Origin of the sequence: Isoptericola variabilis (assembly GCF_050311655.1) — a bacterium.
GTDB lineage: Bacteria > Actinomycetota > Actinomycetes > Actinomycetales > Cellulomonadaceae > Isoptericola > Isoptericola variabilis.
The window spans coordinates 386,175-402,300 of record NZ_JBNOZM010000001.1 but is presented as its reverse complement, the minus strand read 5'-3'; the positions used below and the strand labels follow the sequence as shown (position 1 = coordinate 402,300).

Annotated in this window: 17 protein-coding genes; 5 read left to right on the top strand and 12 right to left on the bottom strand. The window is 74.4% G+C overall.

Annotated elements, in window-relative coordinates; genetic code table 11:
* Positions 1-10: 10 nt before the first annotated feature.
* The 3 genes from ACQP60_RS01895 to ACQP60_RS01885 are packed head-to-tail and all read right to left on the bottom strand — an operon-like array spanning position 11 to position 1,471.
* Positions 11-430 carry a globin domain-containing protein gene (locus tag ACQP60_RS01895; RefSeq protein ID WP_429728135.1) on the bottom strand — a complete coding sequence of 140 codons (420 nt, stop codon included), beginning with the start codon at positions 428-430 and terminating at the stop codon, positions 11-13.
* A 32-nt stretch (positions 431-462) separates the two neighbouring features.
* Positions 463-873, bottom strand: coding sequence for a GNAT family N-acetyltransferase (locus ACQP60_RS01890; protein WP_429728778.1), 411 nt, complete (start codon positions 871-873; stop codon positions 463-465).
* A 28-nt stretch (positions 874-901) separates the two neighbouring features.
* On the bottom strand, positions 902-1,471 hold the full coding sequence (locus tag ACQP60_RS01885; RefSeq protein ID WP_429728134.1) for a dienelactone hydrolase family protein: 570 nt from the start codon (positions 1,469-1,471) through the stop codon (positions 902-904).
* 72 nt (positions 1,472-1,543) lie between these two features.
* On the opposite strand from ACQP60_RS01885, the gene ACQP60_RS01880 reads away from it, so the two are divergent.
* A complete protein-coding gene (locus ACQP60_RS01880) occupies positions 1,544-2,137 on the top strand; it encodes an ArsR/SmtB family transcription factor (RefSeq protein ID WP_429728133.1) in 594 nt (197 codons plus the stop codon).
* Positions 2,138-2,168: 31 nt separating this feature from the next.
* On the opposite strand, the gene ACQP60_RS01875 is transcribed toward ACQP60_RS01880, so the two are convergent.
* Positions 2,169-2,654 carry an acetyltransferase gene (locus tag ACQP60_RS01875; protein WP_429728132.1) on the bottom strand — a complete coding sequence of 162 codons (486 nt, stop codon included), beginning with the start codon at positions 2,652-2,654 and terminating at the stop codon, positions 2,169-2,171.
* A gap of 90 nt (positions 2,655-2,744) precedes the next feature.
* Between ACQP60_RS01875 and ACQP60_RS01870 the strand changes: the two genes are divergently transcribed.
* Positions 2,745-3,086 (top strand): YciI family protein, encoded by a 342-nt coding sequence (locus ACQP60_RS01870; RefSeq protein ID WP_429728131.1) that lies wholly within the window; start codon positions 2,745-2,747, stop codon positions 3,084-3,086.
* A gap of 34 nt (positions 3,087-3,120) precedes the next feature.
* Here ACQP60_RS01870 and ychF read toward each other — a convergent pair whose 3' ends face one another.
* The 5 genes from ychF to ACQP60_RS01845 all read right to left on the bottom strand — a co-directional run bounded on the left by ychF (position 3,121) and on the right by ACQP60_RS01845 (position 8,578).
* On the bottom strand, positions 3,121-4,206 hold the full coding sequence (ychF, locus tag ACQP60_RS01865) for a redox-regulated ATPase YchF (protein ID WP_429728130.1): 1,086 nt from the start codon (positions 4,204-4,206) through the stop codon (positions 3,121-3,123).
* A 25-nt stretch (positions 4,207-4,231) separates the two neighbouring features.
* Positions 4,232-5,032, bottom strand: coding sequence for a DinB family protein (locus tag ACQP60_RS01860; protein WP_429728129.1), 801 nt, complete (start codon positions 5,030-5,032; stop codon positions 4,232-4,234).
* Between the two features lie 30 nt (positions 5,033-5,062).
* Positions 5,063-6,103 (bottom strand): GNAT family N-acetyltransferase, encoded by a 1,041-nt coding sequence (locus ACQP60_RS01855; protein ID WP_429728128.1) that lies wholly within the window; start codon positions 6,101-6,103, stop codon positions 5,063-5,065.
* A 79-nt stretch (positions 6,104-6,182) separates the two neighbouring features.
* Positions 6,183-7,784 carry a hypothetical protein gene (locus ACQP60_RS01850; protein WP_429728127.1) on the bottom strand — a complete coding sequence of 534 codons (1,602 nt, stop codon included), beginning with the start codon at positions 7,782-7,784 and terminating at the stop codon, positions 6,183-6,185.
* Positions 7,754-8,578: an ABC transporter ATP-binding protein gene (locus ACQP60_RS01845; protein WP_429728126.1), complete on the bottom strand. Its 825-nt coding sequence runs from the start codon at positions 8,576-8,578 to the stop codon at positions 7,754-7,756. Before ACQP60_RS01845 ends, ACQP60_RS01850 begins: the two co-directional genes overlap by 31 nt.
* Positions 8,579-8,706: 128 nt before the next feature.
* Here ACQP60_RS01845 and ACQP60_RS01840 point away from each other — a divergent pair, with 128 nt between their 5' ends.
* The gene (locus ACQP60_RS01840; RefSeq protein WP_429728125.1) at positions 8,707-10,317 is read left to right on the top strand and encodes a DNA recombination protein RmuC; all 1,611 of its coding nucleotides are present in this window, start codon (positions 8,707-8,709) and stop codon (positions 10,315-10,317) included.
* 18 nt (positions 10,318-10,335) lie between these two features.
* Here the strand turns inward: ACQP60_RS01840 and ACQP60_RS01835 are convergent, their stop codons facing one another.
* Positions 10,336-11,379, bottom strand: a complete 1,044-nt coding sequence (locus tag ACQP60_RS01835) for a 4-hydroxy-3-methylbut-2-enyl diphosphate reductase (RefSeq protein ID WP_429728124.1) — start codon at positions 11,377-11,379, stop codon at positions 10,336-10,338.
* 93 nt (positions 11,380-11,472) lie between these two features.
* On the opposite strand from ACQP60_RS01835, the gene xseA reads away from it, so the two are divergent.
* Positions 11,473-12,777, top strand: coding sequence for an exodeoxyribonuclease VII large subunit (xseA, locus tag ACQP60_RS01830; protein WP_429728123.1), 1,305 nt, complete (start codon positions 11,473-11,475; stop codon positions 12,775-12,777).
* Here xseA and ACQP60_RS01825 read toward each other — a convergent pair.
* Complete coding sequence (locus tag ACQP60_RS01825; protein ID WP_429728122.1) at positions 12,743-13,705, bottom strand: helix-turn-helix transcriptional regulator; 963 nt, start codon at positions 13,703-13,705, stop codon at positions 12,743-12,745. The genes xseA and ACQP60_RS01825 overlap by 35 nt on opposite strands.
* 61 nt (positions 13,706-13,766) lie before the next feature.
* Here ACQP60_RS01825 and ACQP60_RS01820 point away from each other — a divergent pair, with 61 nt between their 5' ends.
* Positions 13,767-14,915: an epoxide hydrolase family protein gene (locus ACQP60_RS01820; protein WP_429728121.1), complete on the top strand. Its 1,149-nt coding sequence runs from the start codon at positions 13,767-13,769 to the stop codon at positions 14,913-14,915.
* Here the strand turns inward: ACQP60_RS01820 and ACQP60_RS01815 are convergent.
* Positions 14,899-16,113 (bottom strand): FAD-dependent monooxygenase, encoded by a 1,215-nt coding sequence (locus ACQP60_RS01815; protein WP_429728120.1) that lies wholly within the window; start codon positions 16,111-16,113, stop codon positions 14,899-14,901. The genes ACQP60_RS01820 and ACQP60_RS01815 overlap by 17 nt on opposite strands.
* Positions 16,114-16,126 lie beyond the last annotated feature (13 nt).

Here is a 16,126-nt window from a genome sequence, read left to right as displayed (position 1 = left end):
GGCGGCGCCGTCAGGCGCGCGGTACGTCGAGCCCGGCGGGCACGTCGTCGCGGCTACGGCCGTAGGCGCGCATGGCGAGGGTCTGCCGCTCGAAGAAGTCGCCCAGCCGAGAGCCCGCCCCCGCGGGCACGCCGACGTCGTCCAGCGCCTCACGGAACAGGCGCACGCACACCTCGTCGAGGTCGGCGTGCTCCCCGTTGCCCGCGTGCATCCGCTGCACCTTCGACTCGTCCCCGTAGCCGCCCGTGTACAGGAGCGGACCGCCGAGCGCCTCGGCCAGGTAGGCGGCGAGCCGCTCGTCGTGCTGGGGGTGCAGGGTGCCGTGCGAGAACGGGTGCGTCGCCACGGGGTCGGCCAGGCACAGCGCGTTCCAGCGCCGGCACACCGCCAGCAGGACGTCGAAGCCTCCCACGTCGTCGTACAGGCTCATGCCGTCCAGTATTCGCGTCCGACGGCGGGTCGTCACGCGGGCTTGACCCACCGGGCCCAGTCGTCCTGGGGGCGGTACCCGAGCGCGGACCAGGCGGCCGCCCCGAGCGCGTTCTCCGTCAGGACCATGGCGTCGAACCGGACGGCGCCGAGAGCCCGCAGCCTGGCCTCGGCCGCCTCCACCAGACGGCGGCCGACGCCCTGGCCGCGCGTGTCGGGGGCGACGGCCAGCCGGTACAGGTGCGCCCGCCAGCCGTCCCAGCCCGCGATCACCGTGCCGACGACCGCGCCGTCGCGCTCCGCGACGAGGAGGCTGTCCGGGTCCCGCCGCAGCAGGTTCTCCACCAGCGCGGCGTCGTCGGCGGGCCGCGACGCGTTCTCTCCCGCCACCGCCCAGAAGTCGAGGATCACGGGGATGTCGGCGCTCTCGCCGCGGCGGATCATCACCCGCGCATCATGCCCGATCCGCCGCTCAGGAGAGCGCGGCCAGGAAGGGCAGCGCGCGCTGCAGGACGAGCCCGGCGGCCGGGGCGTCGTGACCCGGCAGCGAGGAGTCGGCGAACAGGTGCGCCGTTCCGGAGTAGAGGAAGAGCTCCGCCGTCGGCACGGAGCCCGCCAGCGCACGGGCGGACTCCAGGTCCTCCGCGAACCACTCGTCGTCCAGGCCGCCGTGGACCTGGACCGGCAGGCCCTCGGGCCAGGTCCCGAACTCCTCGACGGGCAGGCACGCGTCGAGGAAGAGCGCGCCGATGGCGCCCGCCCGCGTCTGGGCGAGCTTCTGCGCCGGCATGACCCCCATCGAGAAGCCCGCGTAGACGAGCTCCGCGGGAAGGCCCTCCGCGGCGGCGACGCCCCGGGCCAGCACCGTGTCGAAACCGATCTCCTGCGCGTGGGCGACGCCCGACCCGACGTCCTCGAACGTGCGGCCCTCGAACAGGTCGGGGACGTGCACGACGTGCCCCGCCGCGGCGAGGTCGTCGGCGAACGCCCGGACCCCCGGCGTCAGCCCCTGGGAATGGTGGAACAGGACGATCTCGGCCATGGCCCCTCCTCGTGGATCCGGCGACAATGATCCAGAAACTTCGAACGTTCCAGAACGTTAGTATCGTCGACCATGGACGGCAAGACCCCCGACTACGCGCTCGAGGACCGGATCGCCCTGACCAGCCCCGAGCAGGTCCGGGCGCTGGGCAACCCGCTCCGCACGACGATCCTCGGCCTGCTGCACGAGCGCGCCGCCAGCGTCACCGAGCTCGCGGCTGCCGTCGGACGCCCGAAGAGCACGGTCGCGCACCACGTCAAGGTGCTCGCCGACGCCGGGCTGCTGCGGGTGGTCAGGACTCGCCGGGTCCGCGCCGTCGAGGAGGCCTTCTACGGGCGCACCGCCCGGCTGTTCCACGTCGCCCTCGGGAGCGCCGCCGACGGGGGTGGCGACGACGGTCGCGACCGGCCGCTGGACTTCAACGACCTCGAGGTCGCGGCACGCGAGTCGCAACCCGCGTACCTCGAGGGGCAGCTGTGGGGGTTCCTGCGGCACGCGCGGATCGACGAGTCGCAGAAGCAGGAGTTCTGGCAGCGCATGGCGGCGCTGGTGGAGGAGTTCGACGCCCTCCCGCGCCGTGGCGACGTCGTGCACGGGTTCGCCGTCGGCATCTACCCGGTCGCGGACTACCCGCAGCTCCCGCCGGCGCCGGACGACGAGCGATGACCCGCGGCGAGCACGGGCGTCCGGGGCGGGGCTACCTCGGCAGCGAGAGGTGCAGCAGCGGGTAGGGCCGGCCCTCGTCGTCCACCGGGCTCCGGCCCGTCACCGTGAACCCGGCGTGCTCGTAGAAGCCGAGCGCCTGCGCGTTCTGCTCGTTCACGTCGACGGTCGTCACGCCGCACCGGTCGACGACGTGGGCCAGGAGCACGCTCCCGACGCCGCTCCCCCGCTCGGCCGCGTCGACGAACAGCATCTCGAGCGACCCCTCGGAGACCCCCGCGAAGCCCACGGCCCGGCCGGCCCGCTCGGCGACCAGCACCCGCACGTGCGGCAGGTACGCGCTCGCCAGCCGCTCCTCGATCCGCGCCCGGTCGTCCGCCGCCAGGAAGTCGTGCGTCGCGTCGACCGCGGACCGCCAGATCGCGACCAGGCGGGGGTACTCCTCCGGCCCCGCTCCGGGGCGGACGGTCAGGTCGAGCGGCTCGGGGACGCGGTCCGGTTCGACGTGCGGAGTGGTCATGGGGCCATCCTCCCAAGGGTGGTGCCGGCCGACGGCGGTCCGGGTAACGTCCTGCGCAAGACTCCCGACGACGTCGACGAGGCGAGGACCATGAGCCACTACCTCATCTACTTCAACCAGCAGTGGGTGGGCGACCACAGCCCCGACTGGTTCGCCGAGCGCGGGCCGCTCGCCAACGCCGTCGTGGACGACATGAGGGACGCCGGCGTCCTCGTGTTCGCCGCCGGCGTGGGCGAGGACGACGCCGCGGCCTTCACCGCCGACGCCACCAGCGGCACGCCGCTGGTCACCGCAGGGCCGTTCGCCCCGGCGGAGCAGCGCATCGGCGGCCTGACGATCATCGACGTCGCGGACGACGACGCCGCGAAGGCGTGGGCCGGCCGGGTCGCCGAGGCCTGCGGCTGGCCGCAGGAGGTCCGCCGGGTCTTCTGACCAGGGCCGCGTCGAGCCGCCGGCCGGCGTTGCGCTACACGTTGAAGCGGAACTCTACGACGTCCCCGTCCTGCATGACGTAGTCCTTGCCCTCGACGCGCGCCTTGCCGGCGGAGCGGGCGGCCTGGACGGAGCCGGCGTCGACGAGGTCGTCGAACGAGATGACCTCGGCCTTGATGAAGCCGCGCTCGAAGTCGGTGTGGATGACGCCGGCGGCCTGCGGGGCGGTCCAGCCCTTGCGGATGGTCCAGGCGCGGGACTCCTTGGGCCCGGCGGTGAGGTACGTCTGCAGGCCCAGGGTGTGGAAGCCGACGCGGGCGAGCTGGTCGAGGCCCGCCTCGTCCTGGCCGGAGTCGGCGAGCATCTCCTTGGCGTCCTCCGGCTCGAGCTCGACGAGCTCGGACTCGAACTTCGCGTCGAGGAAGACGGCGTCCGCGGGGGCGACGAGGTCGCGCAGGCGCTGCTGCATCCCCGCGTCGGCGAGGCCCGCCTCGTCGGTGTTGAACACGTAGATGAACGGCTTGGCCGTGAGCAGCTGCAGCGACGCGACGTCGGCGAGGTCGAGACCCTCGGCCTTCGCGCCCTGGAAGAGCGTGGTGCCGGACTCGAGGATCTTCTGCGCGGTGGTGGCGGCCGCGAACAGGGCGGGGTCGCCCCGCTTGATCTTGACCTCCTTCTCCATGCGCGGCAGCGCCTTCTCCAGCGTCTGGAGGTCGGCGAGGATGAGCTCGGTGGAGATGGTCTCGATGTCGCCCTCGGCGTCCACCGAGCCCTCGACGCGGACGACGTCGCCGTCGTCGAACACGCGCGTGACCTGGCAGATCGCGTCGGCCTCGCGGATGTTCGCGAGGAACTTGTTGCCCAGGCCCTCGCCCTCGGACGCGCCCTTGACGATGCCCGCGATGTCGACGAACGACACCGTCGCGGGCAGGATCCGCTCGCTGCCGAAGATCTCCGCGAGCTTGTCCAGCCGCGGGTCCGGGAGCGGGACCACGCCGACGTTGGGCTCGATCGTCGCGAACGGGTAGTTCGCCGCGAGCACCTGGTTGCGGGTCAGGGCGTTGAAGAGCGTGGACTTGCCGACGTTGGGCAGGCCGACGATGCCGATGGTGAGTGCCACGTCGGGAGAGTCTACGTGGCGCGGGTCAGCGGGCCGCCCGGGCTCGCTCCTCCAGGGTCGCGAGGTCGCGCTCCACGAACTGCAGGTGCGCCCAGTGCTCCCGGGCGACGACGCCGAGGCTCTGGTGCACCGCGCGCGTGAGCCCCTCCGGCGCCCATGGCGGCAGCCGCGGGGCGTCCGCCGTGGCGTCCGTGCCGGCGAGGTCGTCGTAGAGCGCGTGCACCTGGGCGATGCGGTCGGCGTGCACCGCGAGCGTCTCCTCCAGCGAGGGCGTCGCGGCGAGGTCCACCCCGAGGGCGGCGACCTCCGGCTCGTACTCGGTGAACGGCAGCCCGGCGTACCAGAACGGGTCGTCGATCCCCCGCAGCCCGTACCGGATCCAGCCGTCCATGGCGAACACCAGGTGCCGCAGCGTCTGCGTCGTCGACCACTCGCCGTCGACCTGCTCGTCGACCGCACCGGGCCCCAGCCCCGCCGCCCGCGCGAGGTGCGCGTCCCAGGCGCGCAGCGCCGCGTCCAGCGACGCGCGCTGCTCGCCGAGGTCCGCGGAGCGCGCCTGCTCCCGGCCCGGGAACCGGCGGTTCAGCTCCGCCTCGACCAGCGGGGCGACGTCGACGCCGTTGACGCGCAGGCCCGTGATCTCGCCGTCGAGGTCGGCGTCGGTGAGGTCCACGCCGCGCATCACGGCACCGGGCATGAAGCTCTGGTCGAACCGCACGCCGTCGAGCCTCACCAGCCGGAACGAGGCGCCCGTCATGTCCGCCTCGACGAAGCGGGCGCCCCGCAGCTCGTCGTCCGGGCCGAACCGTGCCTCAGGATCTGCCATGCGACCGACCGTAGGTGTGACCACCGACACTCAGACGTCGACGTCCTGGTGCCAGGACTCGGTGACGTAGCGGGTGCGCCAGCCCCAGCTCTCGTACAGCGACGCCGCGCCGGTCGGGCTGTCGGCGTCGACCTCGAGACCCACGCGGTCCCGCCCCCGGGCCGCCGCGTCGCGCACGACGGCGAACAGCAGCGCCGTCGCCACCCCGCGGCCGCGGGCCCGGCGGTCGGCGCCCAGGTACTCGATGTAGCTGCCCTCCTTGCCCGAGGCGCCCGACGGCAGCACGGCGCCGACGAGGGCGCCCATCGGCTCGGGCGCCGCGTCGGGGTGCTCCGGGTCGGAGACGAACGCCAGCCACCAGTGGTCCCACCGGTGCCCCGGGTCGGACCGCAACCGCACCAGGAACTCGCCGAAGCTCTCCCGGTAGGAGTTGAAGTGGTCCTCGAACGCGCTCTCGAGCACCCGGTGCACGGTCTGCAGGTCCTCGGCGACGGGCATGCCGTCGTCGTGCGTCGCGACGCGTCGCACCGTCACCCCCGGGCGCGGGTCGGGCAGCACGCCGCGGTGCGCCTCCTCCGCGACGACGGGCCGCGACATCTGCAGCCACGACCGGGCCTTGGCGTACCCGGCCGCGGCGAGCCAGGCCTGCTGGGTCGCGTCGCCCGCGTACGCGCCGGCGTCGAGCTGGGTGCGGCGCACCCCCCGCTGGGCCGCGAGCTCGCGCCCCTGCCGCGCCGCCCAGGCGTACCCGGCGGCGGCGAGCGCGTCGGCCCCCGGCACGTCGCGGTCGACGTCGACGCCCACGACGACGCGCCCCGCGGCGCGGTCGTGCGCCCACGCCCACCCGCGGACCACGCCCTCGGGGTCGCGCGCCACGACCTGGCGGCGCGTCCACGACACCGGACCCGCCACCTCGGCCGCCAGGGCGTCCTGGTTCACCACCGACGAGCCCGTGAACGGGGCCGCGGCGGCGCCGCGCAGCTCGCCCAGGCGAGGCAGGTCGGACAGGTCGGGGGCCGACGTCGTCCAGCCGTCGGGCAGGGGCAGGTGCTCGAGGTTCTCGAAGGTCACGCGTCCCATTGTCGCAAAGGGTCCCTTGAGCTCCCCATGACCGCCCCGTCACGAAGCCCCGCGCGAGCCCGTCAGGACGTCAGCCGAAGGCCATGACCTGCTGCAGGAGCTCGGGCAGGCGGCGGTCGTAGGTGCGGGCACCCCAGCGCACGCCCAGCAGCAGCACGAGCACCCCGGTGACCAGCCCGACGCCGAACGCCACCCACCCGAAAGCCGCCTGCGGCAGCAGGATGGCCGGCAGGGCGAGGGCGAGCGTCGGGAGGCTCACGGCGAGGGTGATCCCCATCGTCGCGAACTGGGCGACCATCGTCGCCATCGTGGCGCCCTGCGGGGACTTGAACGGGCTCTCCCCCGGCTTCGGCACGGGGTACACGAGCCGCGCGGACACCGCGCTCGAGATGCCCAGCGACGCGCCCAGGGTGCCGACCGTCAGCCCCAGCAGCGCGGGCAGCGCGTCCCAGCGGCCCGCGACGGCGCAGCCGACGAGGGCGAACGCCACGCACAGCGGCAGCCCGCCCACCAGCACGGGGAGCACGCGGCCCCACCGGTCGACCCGGCCCCGGACGCCCGTCGCGACGTGCAGCGCGAACGCCGTGTTGTCGTAGCCGACGTCGTTCGAGATCCCGAAGCCGAGCAGCCACGCCGCCAGCGGGGCCATGACCAGCAGCAGCCCGCCGCCCGCACCGCTCGTCGTCCCGACGGCGAGCAACACCAGCGGCAGCAGCGGGACCATCGCGATCGACGCCGCGTACCGGGGGTCGCGCACCCAGTAGGTGGCGGCCCGGGCGGCCACCGCGCCCAGCGGCGTGGCCGGCAGGCGGCCGAACCAGCCGAGGCCCTTCGCCGCCGTCGCCGACGAGCCGCCGCCGTGCGGCGTCACGAGCTCGCGGGCGAGCGCCCGGTCCCACACCACCCAGGCGAGCGCGAGCGTGGCCAGGCAGATCGCGAGCCGGGCCGCGAACAGCGCCCACGCGCCGTCGTGCACTGCGGACGCGAGCGCCCAGGGCGCCCCGAGCGGGGTCCAGCCGACCGCCTGGGCCAACGGCGCGATCGCCGACCCCAGCGCCCCGGCGCCGGCGCCGTCCACGGTCACCTCGACGCCGTCGGCCAGCCAACCGAGGGCGGGCCCGATCAGCAGGAGCGGCACCACCGCCACGATCGCCAGGACCTCTCGGTACCGCCGCGAGTCGAGCAGCGGCGCGAGGGCCGTCGTCACCGCGCGGGAGCCGACGACGCACAGGGCGGTCGCGAGCACCCCGCCGAGCAGCCCCGCCACGAGCGCGGCGGGATACCGCCACCAGGCGAACGAGACGCCGAGGGCGGCGAGCGTCGTCACCGCCGCCGGGATGGAGACGAGCCCCGCCAGCGCGAGCCCGGCCAGCAGCGTGCGCCGCGGGATGGCGAAGGTGACGAAGCGCCGCGGGTCGAGGGTCGCGTCGACCCCGAACGCGAAGACGGGCACGACCCACCACGCGAGGACCGCCAGCGCGCCCGCCACGGTGAGGACGTGGCCGGTCACGACCGGGTCCGCGGTGCCGCCCGCCACCGCGGCGCCCACCACCAGGACCAGCACGCCGAGCCCGTACAGGGACCCGATCACCAGCCCGATCGTCTGCCACACGCTCCGGCGGAACGTGTTGGCCAGGAGGGTCAGCTTGAGGCGGACGAGCTGCGCAACCACGCCAGTCCCTCCGACTCCCGACGACCGCCGACGAGGTCCACGAAGCGGTCCTCGAGGCTCTGCTCCCCGCGCACCTCGGCGACGGTGCCCGCCGCGAGCACGTGCCCGCCGGCGATGACGGCCACGTGCGAGCACATCCGCTGCACCAGGTCCATCACGTGGCTCGACACGACCACCGTGCCGCCGTCGGCCACGTACCGGTGCAGGATGTCGCGGATGTTCGCGGCGCTGACCGGGTCGACGGCCTCGAACGGCTCGTCCAGCACCAGCACGCGGGGCGCGTGGATCATCGCCGACGCCAGGCCGATCTTCTTCGTCATGCCGGCCGAGTAGTCGACGACGAACGTGTCCCGGTCCCCGACCAGGTCCATCGCCTGCAGCAGGTCCTCGGTGCGCTCCGCGACCGTGTCCCGGTCCAGCCCGCGCAGCAGCCCCGCGTAGGTGAGGAGCTGCGCGCCCGTGAGCCGGTCGAAGAGCCGGACGCCGTCGGGCAGCACGCCGAGCTCCGCCTTGGCGCGCTCGGGCTGCGCCCACAGGTCCGTGCCGTGCACGTGCACCGTGCCGAAGTCCGGGCGCAGCAGGCCGGTCGCCATCGACAGCGACGTCGTCTTGCCTGCGCCGTTGGGCCCGACGAGGCCGAAGAACGACCCGGTCGGCACATCGAGGCCCACGCCGGCGACGGCGATCTTCTGGCCGAAGCGCTTCCACAGGCCGCGCAGGCTGAGGGCAGCGGCGAGGTCGGGCGGCGGGACGGGGGCGGGGGCGGCGGGCGGCGGCCCGGTCTGGTCGCTCACGGGACCACCGTAGTCGGCGCGGCCGACGCCGGACAGGCGTCCCGGCGGCGACGACCCAGTTCAGCGGGGCGTCGCGGGCCCGGCGTGGAGGCTGGGCCGTGTCGGTGCCCCGTGACACCGTGTCGCCCATGACGACGTCCCTCGCTCTCCTCCTCATCGCCGGCGCCCTCGTGCTCGGGGCGTTGCTGGGCTGGATGGGGCACGCGAACCGGGCGGCCAAGGCCGGCCGGTCGCAGGAGATGCAGCGGGTGCAGCAGCACGGCGAGCTCGAGACCCTGCGCCGCGACGCCGCCGAGCTGCGCAGCCGCCTGACCCAGGCCGCGGACGAGGCCGCGCGCCGCCTCGCGGAGCAGCGCGAGCTCGCCGACCGCGACCTCGACCGGGCCCGCGACGAGGCCGACCGCCGGGTGGCGGAGGCGCGGGAGCAGGCCGACCGGCTGCTCACCCAGGTGCGCGAGAACCTCGAGGAGCAGCTCGCCGAGGCCAAGGGCGACCAGGAGGCCGCGGCGCAGCGGTTCCGCGCGCTGGCCAACGACGTGCTGACGGCGAACCAGAAGCAGTTCCTCGACCTGGCGGACGAGCGGTTGCGCCGCAGCACGCAGAAGAACGACGAGACGCTCGCCCAGCGCGAGCAGGCGATCCGCGCGCTGCTCGACCCGATGAGCAAGACGCTCGACAAGGTCAACGCCCGCGTCGACACCGCCGAGCAGGCCCGCATCCAGGGGCACACGGCCCTCACGGAGCAGCTGCGCCAGCTCGAGAGCGTCAACGCGCAGCTGCGCGTCGGCACCAGCGACCTCGTGTCGGCGCTGCGCTCCAACCAGACGCGGGGCGTGTGGGGCGAGCTGCAGCTCAAGCGGGTCGTCGAGGCGGCCGGGATGATGGACCACGTCGACTTCGAGGCCCAGGTGCACCGCACGACGGCGGAGGGCGACACGCTCATCCCCGACCTCGTGGTGAGCCTGGCGGGCGGCAAGAACATCGTGGTCGACGCGAAGGTGCCGCTCAGCGCGTACCTGCGCGCCCAGCAGGCGGGCAGCCCGGCCGACGGCGACCGGGAGCTCGACGCGCACGCCAAGGACCTCGCCAAGCACGTCGACGTCCTCGCCGGCAAGGCGTACTGGGGGCAGTTCGACGCCGCGCCCGAGTTCGTCGTGATGTTCGTCCCCGCGGAGCCGATCCTGGCGGCGGCGGTCGAGCGCCAGCCCGACCTGCTCGAGACGGCCATCCGCAAGCGGGTGCTCGTCGCGACGCCGATGACGCTCGTCGCCATGCTGCGCACCGTGGCGTACGCGTGGCAGCAGGACGCCATCGCCGAGGACGCCCAGAAGGTGCTGCAGACCGGCAAGGAGCTGTACGCCCGCATCGTCACGATGACCAAGAGCATCACCAAGCTCGGCCAGTCGATGACCTCCGCCACCAAGCACTACAACGCGTTCGTCGGATCGCTGGAGACCCGCGTTCTGCCGCAGGCGCGCCGGATGGTCGAGCTCAAGGTCGTCGACGCGGGTCAGGCGATCGAGCCGCTCAAGGCGGTCGAGGACACGACGCGCACCGTGACCAAGCCGGAGCTGCTGGCCGTCGAGGAGGGCTTCGTCGTCGACCTGGGCACGCTGTCCGCCGACGGGGAGCGTGCCGGGGCGCGCGGCGACTCGGTCGAGTCGCTCGTCGACGCCGCGCAGCGCGACCTCGAGCGCGCGACCGGGACCGAGGAGAAGGGCGAGTCGGCCGCGGGCTGAGCGCCTCGCGGGCTCGGGTCAGGCGGGCTCGACCGGCAGCGCGGTGCGCGCGCCGCGGCGGGGGCGCTTCTCCTCCTGGCCGGCGGCCTTGAGGCCGCGCGCCAGCTCGCGCGGCAGGGAGAACATCAGGTCCTCGGTGGCGGTGCGCACCTCCTCGACCTCGCCGAAGCCGTGGCTGTCCAGGTGCGCGATGACGTCCTGCACGAGGATCTCGGGCACGGACGCGCCGGACGTGACACCCACCGTCGTCGCGCCGTCGAGCCAGGCGTCCTCGATCTCGGTCGCGCGGTCCACGCGGTACGCGCTGCGGGCGCCGGCCTGCAGCGCCACCTCCACCAGCCGCACGGAGTTCGACGAGTTCGCCGAGCCCACGACGATGACGACGTCGCACTCCGGGGCCAGCTTCTTCACCGCGACCTGGCGGTTCTGCGTGGCGTAGCAGATGTCGTCGCTGGGCGGGTCCTGCATCTCGGGGAACCGGTCGCGCAGGCGCCGCACGGTCTCCATGGTCTCGTCCACCGACAGCGTGGTCTGCGAGATCCAGACGACCTTGTGCGGGTCGCGGACCTGCACCTGGTCGACCTCGTCCGGGGAGTTGACGACCTGCACGTGGTCGGGCGCCTCGCCGGCCGTGCCCTCGACCTCCTCGTGCCCGGTGTGGCCGATGAGGAGGATGTCGTAGTCGTCCTTGGCGAACCGGACGGCCTCCTTGTGCACCTTCGTCACCAGCGGGCAGGTGGCGTCGATCGTCTCGAGGCTGCGGGCCGCGGCCGACTCCCGCACCGCGGGCGAGACGCCGTGCGCGGAGAACACGAGCCGGGCGCCCTCGGGCACCTCGTCGGTCTCGTTGACGAAGATCGCGCCGCGGTCGCGCAGCGTCTCCACGACGTGCTTGTTGTGCACGATCTCCTTGCGCACGTACACGGGCGCGCCGTACGTCTCGAGCGCCTTCTCCACCGCGACCACCGCACGGTCCACCCCCGCGCAGTAGCCGCGCGGCGCGGCGAGGAGCACGCGCTTGGTGGACGTCGGGGTGGCGGGAGCCGGGCTGGTCACAGTCACGCGGCCAGTCTAGGTGGGCCGTTGTGGACGTCCTGTGACGGGCGCACGACCGGGCGTCGGCGACCTCCGACGGGCCCGTCGGCGGCGTGGGGCATGCTGGACGACGTGTCGGACACGTCCCAGCCGGAATCCCGGACAGCAGCCCAGCCGCAGCCCCTGCCCGAGCTCGCCCGCGACACGACGGCGGAGCGCCCGTGGCCGGTGCGGCTGCTGTCCGCGAAGATCCGGGACTACGTCGCGCGGATGTCGACGGTCTGGGTCGAGGGCCAGGTCGTGGAGCACACCTACCGGCCCCGCGCGGGCATGCAGTTCGTCACCCTGCGCGACACCGACGCCGAGGCCTCCCTCCCCGTGCACCTGCTGTCGCGGATCTACGAGGGGCTCCATCACAAGCCCGAGGTGGGCGACCACGTCGTGGTGCAGGCCAAGCCCGAGTTCTGGGTCAAGACCGGCCGGATGTCGATGCGCGCGACGGCGGTGCGCCAGGTGGGCGTCGGCGAGCTGCTCGCCCGCATCGACCAGCTCCGCCGCGTGCTCGCCGCCGAGGGCCTGTTCGACCTCGACCGCAAGCGTCCGCTGCCGTTCCTGCCCGCCGTGGTGGGGCTCGTGTGCGGGCGGGAGTCGAAGGCCGAGTACGACGTCGTGGTGAACGCGCGTGCCCGCTGGCCGCAGGTCCGGTTCGAGATCCGTGAGGTCGCGGTGCAGGGTGTCGACGCCGTCCGGGAGGTGAGCGCCGCGATCGCCGACCTCGACGCCCGCCCCGAGGTCGAGGTGATCGTCGTGGCGCGCGGCGGCGGGTCGGTGGAGGACCTGCTGCCGTTCAGCAACGAGGCGCTGGTCCGCGCCGCGGCGGCCGCCACGACGCCACTGGTCAGCGCCATCGGGCACGAGACCGACACCCCGCTGCTGGACCTCGTCGCCGACCACCGCGCGTCCACCCCGACCGACGCGGCCAAGCAGGTCGTGCCCGACGTCGCCGAGGAGCGGCTGCGGCTGGAGCAGGCGCGACGACGGATGCGCGCCGCGATGGCGGGGCGGGTCGAGCGCGAGCAGCACGGGCTGGACGCGCTGCGGTCGCGCCCGGTGCTGGCCCGCCCGCAGACGACGGTCGACGCCCGCGAGCGCGAGATCGCCCAGCACGTGCGGCACGCCCGCCACTGCCTGGACGCCGCGCTGCTGCGCGCGTCCGGGGAGGTCGGCCGTCTCGCGGCCCAGGTCCGGGCGCTCTCCCCGCAGGCCACGCTGGAGCGGGGGTACGCCGTCGTGCAGCGCGCGGACGGGCACGTCGTGCGGGCGAGCCACGACGTCGCGACCGGCGACGCCGTGCACGTGCGCGTCGCCGAGGGCTCGCTGGACGCCGCCGTCACGGCGACGGCGGCACCCGCGCCGCCCGCGTGAGCCGTTCCGCGAGCCGGCCGAACGCCGCCCGGAGCTCGTCCCCCTCGAGCACGTCGACGTCCATGCCGAGCTGGGTGATCCACAGCGCGAGCTGGTCGGGATCGTCGCTGCCGACCTCCACGCGGCACGTCCGCGGCCCGAGCACCTCGACCTCGAGGGGCGAGCCGATCCTCGCGACCACCTCGTCGGCGGGCGCGTGGACGAGGATCCGCGCGCGGTAGCGCCAGGTCGCCCGCCCCACCCGCGCCACGACGTAGCGCTGCACGGCGTCCTCGGGGACCGCCCGCGGCCGGAACCGCGCCCCGGTGGGCGGGCGCGGGGCGATCCGGTCCACGCGGAAGACCCGCCAGTCCGCCCGGTCGAGGTCCCAGGCCAGCAGGTACCACCGCGAGCCCCACCGCACCACGCGGTGCGGCTCGGTGTGGCGCGCCGACCCGGTCCCGGCGTGGGTCGTGTAGTCGAAGCGGAGCCGCTCGTGGTTCCGGATCGCGGCGGCGACGGCGCCGAGCACCTCGAGGTCCGGGGCCGGGTCGACCTCCGGCACCACGCTGGTGGCCTCGCGGACCGCCTCGACGCGGCGCTTCAGCCGCGAGGGCATCACCTGCTCGAGCTTGGCGAGCGCGGTGAGGAACGTCTCCCCGCCGTCCGCGCCGGCGCCCGCCGCGACGCCGAGGCCGATCGCGACCGCGACCGCCTCGTCGTCGTCGAGCACGAGCGGCGGCATCGCCGACCCGGCGGCGAGCCGGTACCCGCCCGCGACGCCGGGCCGGGCCTCGACCGGGTAGCCGAGCGAACGCAGCTTGCCGACGTCGGTGCGCACGGTGCGGGTGCTCACCCCGAGCCGCTCGGCAAGGTCGCCGCTGGTCCAGTCGCGCCGCAGCTGCAGCAGGGACAGGAGCTGGAGGAGGCGGGCCGACGTCTCGAGCATTCTCGGAGCATCTCACCCATCGCGGAAGCAAACCTTCCGCGATTGCTGCGAGCGTGGAGGCATGGACACCACCGCAGACACCACCCTCGTCCCCTTCCGCATCGACGTCCCGCAGGCCGACCTCGACGACCTGCACGACCGGCTGGCGCGCACCCGCTGGCCGCTTCCCGTGCCGGGCCGCGACGACCGCACGGACTTCAGCCGCGGCATCCCCCTGCCGTACCTGCGCGAGCTCGCCGAGTACTGGCGCGACGGCTTCGACTGGCGCGCCCAGGAGACCGCGCTCAACGAGTACGCGCAGGTCACGACCGTCGTCGACGGCCAGACCTTCCACGTGGTGCACGCGCGCTCCGCGAACCCGGACGCCACGCCACTGCTCCTGTGCCACGGGTGGCCGGGCTCGTTCGTCGAGTACCAGCGGCTGCTCCCGCTGCTCACCGACGCGTTCCACGTCGTCGTGCCGTCCCTGCCCGGGTTCGGGTTCTCGACCCCCCTGTCCGGCACCGGCTGGGAGGTGGCGCGCACCACCGAGGCGTACGCCGAGATCATGTCGCGCCTCGGCTACGAGCGGTACGGCGTGCACGGCACCGACATCGGCGCCGGTGTCACCGGCCGGCTCCCCGCCCTCTATCCGGAGCGCGTGATCGCCACCCATGTCGGGAGCGACGGGCGGACGCTCGGCATGGTCGGCACGCAGTTCCCGATGCCCGACGGGCTGACGGACGACGAGGTCGCCCAGATCGAGGCGGTGCGAGCCCGCGACGCCGCCGAGCACGGCTACTTCGAGATGCAGAACCACCGCCCCGAGACCATCGGTGCGGCCCTGGTCGACTCCCCCGTCGGGCAGCTCGCGTGGATCGCGGAGAAGTTCCAGACCTGGACCAACCCGAAGCGCCCCACGCCGGACGAGTCCGTCGACCGCGACCAGCTCCTCACGAACGTGTCGCTGTACTGGTTCACCCGCAGCGGAGCGTCCAGCGCGCAGTTCTACTACGAGGCCTCGCACTCCGGGCTCGACTGGCTCTCCGCCGCCGACGTCCCCTCCGCGTGGTCCGTGTTCGACACCCACCCGCTCATGGCCAAGGTCTTCAACGCCTGGGGCGCCATCGACCGGTGGGTCGAGCACCCCGAGGGCGGTCACTTCCCCGCGATGGAGGAGCCCGGGCTGCTGGCCGACGACCTGAAGGCCTTCTTCAGCGGACGGTCCTGACCGGCGGGGCGGGCGCCGCCTCGGGCGCCCGCCCGTAGTCGCCGGCGTGCCGGGTGAGGAACGCCGCGACCGGGCCGCGCTGGATCAGCCGCATGACTCCGGTCATGACCGCGATGCCGGAGCGCGTGCGCGGTGCGAACGAGCGGACCCGGCCGGGGTACATGGCCTGGGCGCGCTCGACCACCGGGCGCATCGCGACCTCGTACGCGGCGAGGGGCGCGCCGACGTCGGCCGGGAGCTCGTCGCCGAGCACGTCGGCGAGGGTGGCCGCGCCGCGCAGCGCGAGCGCGGTGCCCAGGCCGCTCAGGGGGCTGGCGCACCACGCGCTGTCCCCGAGCAGGACGACGCGCCCGTGCGACCACCTGTCCATCCGGATCTGGTCGTAGGTGTCGAGGGCGAAGTCGTCGGACACGCGCGCGGCCGCCAGGAGCTCGGGCGTGCGCCAGCCCTCTCCCGCGAAGGTCCGTTCGAGCAGGGCGAACCGTGCGTCGGCGTCACCGCGCGGCGGCAGGGACGTGGCCGGGAAGGTGAAACCGACCTCCTGCTCGCCGGCGCGCCCGGGCCGGGCCTCGACGACCCTGGATCCCGGCAGGTTGAGCATGAGGAACCACCCGTCGAGGGGCGGGGTCGTCCGCGTCTCGCGCAGGGTGAACCAGGCGTGCGCCAGCCCCAGCGGGCGCCGGACGTCCTGCTCCGGCCCCAGGGCGAGCCGCCGGACGACCGAGTGCGCGCCGTCTGCCCCGACGACGAGGTCGTAGTCCTCCGGTGCGTGCCGGCGGAACTCGACCCGCACCCCGAGGCCGGTCTCGGCGAGCCCCGTCACCGTGTCCCCGAAGCGGTGCTCGGTGCGCGGGCCGGCCGCGTCGTGCAGCAACCGGGCGAGGTCGGAGCGCAGCAGCTCCTCCGTCGAGACGAAGCCCGCCCCGCCGAACGCCTCGACGGGCATCTCGGCGCGCCGCCGGCCTCGGTCGTCGATCCACGCGATGCCTCGCTGCTCGACCGTGGCCGCGAGCGCAGCGTCGAGGAGCCCCAGCCGGTCGAGCACCTCCCGGCTGTCCCCGCGCAGGTCGACCGTCTGCCCGCCGGACCGCAGGCCCGGCGCGATCTCGACGACGGTCACCTGCCACCCCGACCTGTCGAGCAGCACCGCGAGCGCGTCCCCCGCGATCCCTGCTCCCACGACCAGCACTCTGGGCATGACGCCCACCTCC